At 66.6% G+C, this 2,793-nt stretch carries 3 protein-coding genes and 1 pseudogene; 2 read left to right on the forward strand and 2 right to left on the reverse strand.

Annotated elements, in window-relative coordinates; genetic code table 11:
* Together ABZ885_RS38790 and ABZ885_RS38795 are read left to right on the forward strand one after the other, a co-directional pair.
* Window positions 1-645 (forward strand): annotated as a pseudogene (locus tag ABZ885_RS38790) (hypothetical protein); the annotation flags it as partial.
* A 382-nt stretch (window positions 646-1,027) separates the two neighbouring features.
* Window positions 1,028-1,612: a hypothetical protein gene (locus tag ABZ885_RS38795; protein WP_360199555.1), complete on the forward strand. Its 585-nt coding sequence runs from the start codon at window positions 1,028-1,030 to the stop codon at window positions 1,610-1,612.
* A gap of 379 nt (window positions 1,613-1,991) precedes the next feature.
* Here ABZ885_RS38795 and ABZ885_RS38800 read toward each other — a convergent pair whose 3' ends face one another.
* Together ABZ885_RS38800 and ABZ885_RS38805 are read right to left on the reverse strand one after the other, a co-directional pair.
* Window positions 1,992-2,222 carry a hypothetical protein gene (locus tag ABZ885_RS38800; RefSeq protein WP_360199557.1) on the reverse strand — a complete coding sequence of 77 codons (231 nt, stop codon included), beginning with the start codon at window positions 2,220-2,222 and terminating at the stop codon, window positions 1,992-1,994.
* A 34-nt stretch (window positions 2,223-2,256) separates the two neighbouring features.
* On the reverse strand, window positions 2,257-2,793 hold a 537-nt coding region (locus ABZ885_RS38805), incomplete at its 5' end, for a hypothetical protein (protein ID WP_360199559.1).

Below are 2,793 nucleotides of genomic sequence, written 5' to 3' on the forward strand. Positions count from 1 at the left end.
GACGACTTCCACGGCGCCAAGCACTACACCGACCTGGCCGGAGGGGACGTCTCCGCCGATCCGGTTACCGCTCCGGGGCCAGGGTCGCGCGTTGTAGCGTGGCTCACCCCGCAGAGCGCGGACGGCAGTTGGGGGGATTGCATGGGAACAGGGAAGACCCCGGTGAGCGAGCACTACGCGCTTTCGCTGGGCTGCCGCGTCAGCGTGCAGGCCGGGATCGGCACGACCAGGGTGACCTGGAGCATCTCCCACCTGTCGGGCGACGACAGGACGCGGCCGCCGAAGGGCGACCAGGCCGTCTCGTTCACCTGCCCCCGCTGCCGGCGCACGTTCGGCGCCACGGTCGAGAGCCGGGCGAAGACCCGGGCGAAGAGGCTGACGTACCAGCTCGTGGGGTGGCTGCTGCTGGCCTCGCTGCTCGCCACGGTGCCCGTCGTCGTCCACCTGGGCGGGCAGACCGTCGACGAGCACGATCCCGGGGGCACCGACCAACTGGCGGCCTTCCTGCTGATGGCGGTGGTGGGATTCATCGGCGGGCTGACCTTCGTCGGGGTCGGCCGGGCGCACGCCGGCGTGCGGAAGTTCCGCCGGATCCGCACCGACGGCAAGCCCTCCGTCCTGGCCAAGGGGCACCGGCTGTTCTGACCCCGCCCGCGAAAGGGCGGGCCGCGCGCTCAGGCCGACCATGGCCGCCGCGACTGCTCTGGCTGCCCGCCGATCGGGATCCGGCGAGGCGGGCGGATCAGCGACGCCTGGGTCCGCCGGCGCGGCGTGCACCCAGAGGACCGCTGGGGCGACGTCGACCACATCCGGGCCGAGCCCCGGCTGCGTAGAGGGCTTCAGCTCCAGCAGGACGATCACACTGCTCATACTCTCGACCGTGCACCTCATGGGTGCCTTCTGCACGCCGACGGCGGGAGCTTTTCCGTTGATCCGAAATTCCAGCAGCGGATCGGCGTCCTGTATAACAATTCCCCGGTCAGTAACATTCCTTGTTGTGTTCAATGTTAGAAACGCTGGCAATGAGGTGATCAAGGATCACCAGCTGAGGTTCTCATTTCCTGGCGACTGCAAGGTGCTTGAATCCACCCTATCTCCGGAGCCTGAACGCGAGCTCAAGGTGGCGCGCAACCCGGACCGTGAGATCTCTCCCGCTGAGGTCGTGTACGGCATCGGCCATTTGGAGGCGGGGCGGGAGGTGGCTTTGCAGATCGTGGTGACCGGCGAATCGATCGACGGCTGGAAGCGGGTCTCGTATAATGAAGCCGGAAATGTAGAGTTTCACGAGAAGTCTGCAGGTCGTGACGCCAATGACAGTCGGAGCATTGTTCCATTCCTGGTCTTGACCTTCCTCTTTGCAACCTTGCCGTCAATCTTTTCTGAACTCACTACTTTTGGCTCCTATCTGGCCGCCCTGATTCGAATCTCCATCCTGGCGCTGCTCATTCCCCAACTTGCTCCGGTTGCGCGCATCATTAAGGAACGCCTTGCCGAGCACAGCGAGAGGCGCGGCGCAAACTTCGACGTGCGAGGGAACCGAAATTCCGTTATTTTCAACTCAGGCCCAGGGGAAGTAACGGCACGGCTATCGGATTCTGGAGGGCAGGCCTAGGCCTCCGGATCGTGTCGTAGATAAATTGCGACGTTTGTCGAAACGCTCGGGTTGTATCAGTGGCCAGCACGCCAAAAGGGTGCGGGCGTCGGGGTATGGAGACCGGGCCGGGACCCGTGCACGCCAGAGCCCGTGGCTTACGCCGGGCCTTACAAAGCAGATGCCGTCCTCACGTCAGGGAATCTGCTCTATGTAAGACCTGATTCGTAGAAGCCATCAGGACAGAGCCCCCGGACGTGACACCGCCAAGCGTTGTCCGGGGGCTCTGCTCTTCCCTATCCCCCGGCGTCTGCGCGCCGGCGCGGAGGAGAGGCGTTCAGTGGGCCCGGCCACCCGTCCGTGGGGCGAGGGGACGATCGGGCCGTCTTCGAGGCGTTGTTCAGCGAGGAACGGGGACGACGAATCCTCGCGTCGGTACAGCGGCTGTGCGGGACTTGCCACTGACGATCGTCAGTACTGCGTCGGTGATGTCCCGCCGGACCACGGGGTCGCTCCTGTCGTACACCCGCCACTGGCCGTCCGGGTTGTCCAAGTCTTCGGGGGACACGATTCCCCGAATCCCCAGCCGGTGCAGCGTGTTGGCCAATTGCCGGGCTTCGTTCTCGTCCACGGTTCCCGCCCTTTCGGAGTTCGGTGCGCCCAGGCTAGCGGGCGCTGCCGCCTCCGTCCCCGCCTCCGCCGCCCCCGTTGCAGTGCGACGCGCATCCGCCGGGGTTGATCGGCCCGCATCCACCGGGGATGGGGGTGTGGGAGCAGTTCGCGGCCACGGTCACCAGGGCGCGGGTCGGGCCGGTCCACAGCTCGTGGTCCGGGCTGTAGCCGGCCTCTTCGATCAGGGCCACGGTCCGGGCGAGCGCGTCCGCGTCGTGACGCGTCGGATCGGGCCGCTCCGGGTAGTGGTGCACGAACCCACCGAGCTTGTCGCACAGCTCGGCGTAGACGCGGGTGTGCAGGATGAGCGCGTGCCACCCCTCGTCCACGACGCTGGACGGCGTGACCCGCGCGCTGGGGAACGTGCGGGCGGTGGCGACGAACTTGAGCGCTTCGGTCACGATGCGCTCGGCCATGCCATCGGCCATGCCGGGGTTGTTGTCGAGGACGGTGAAGACGGCCCCGTTGAACTGCTCGTTGTCGAGCAGGGTTCGGACGCCGGGGCCGGTGTCGCCAGGCGGACGCTCGGG

Source organism: Kitasatospora sp. NPDC047058 (genome assembly GCF_040643935.1).
Lineage (GTDB): Bacteria > Actinomycetota > Actinomycetes > Streptomycetales > Streptomycetaceae > Kitasatospora.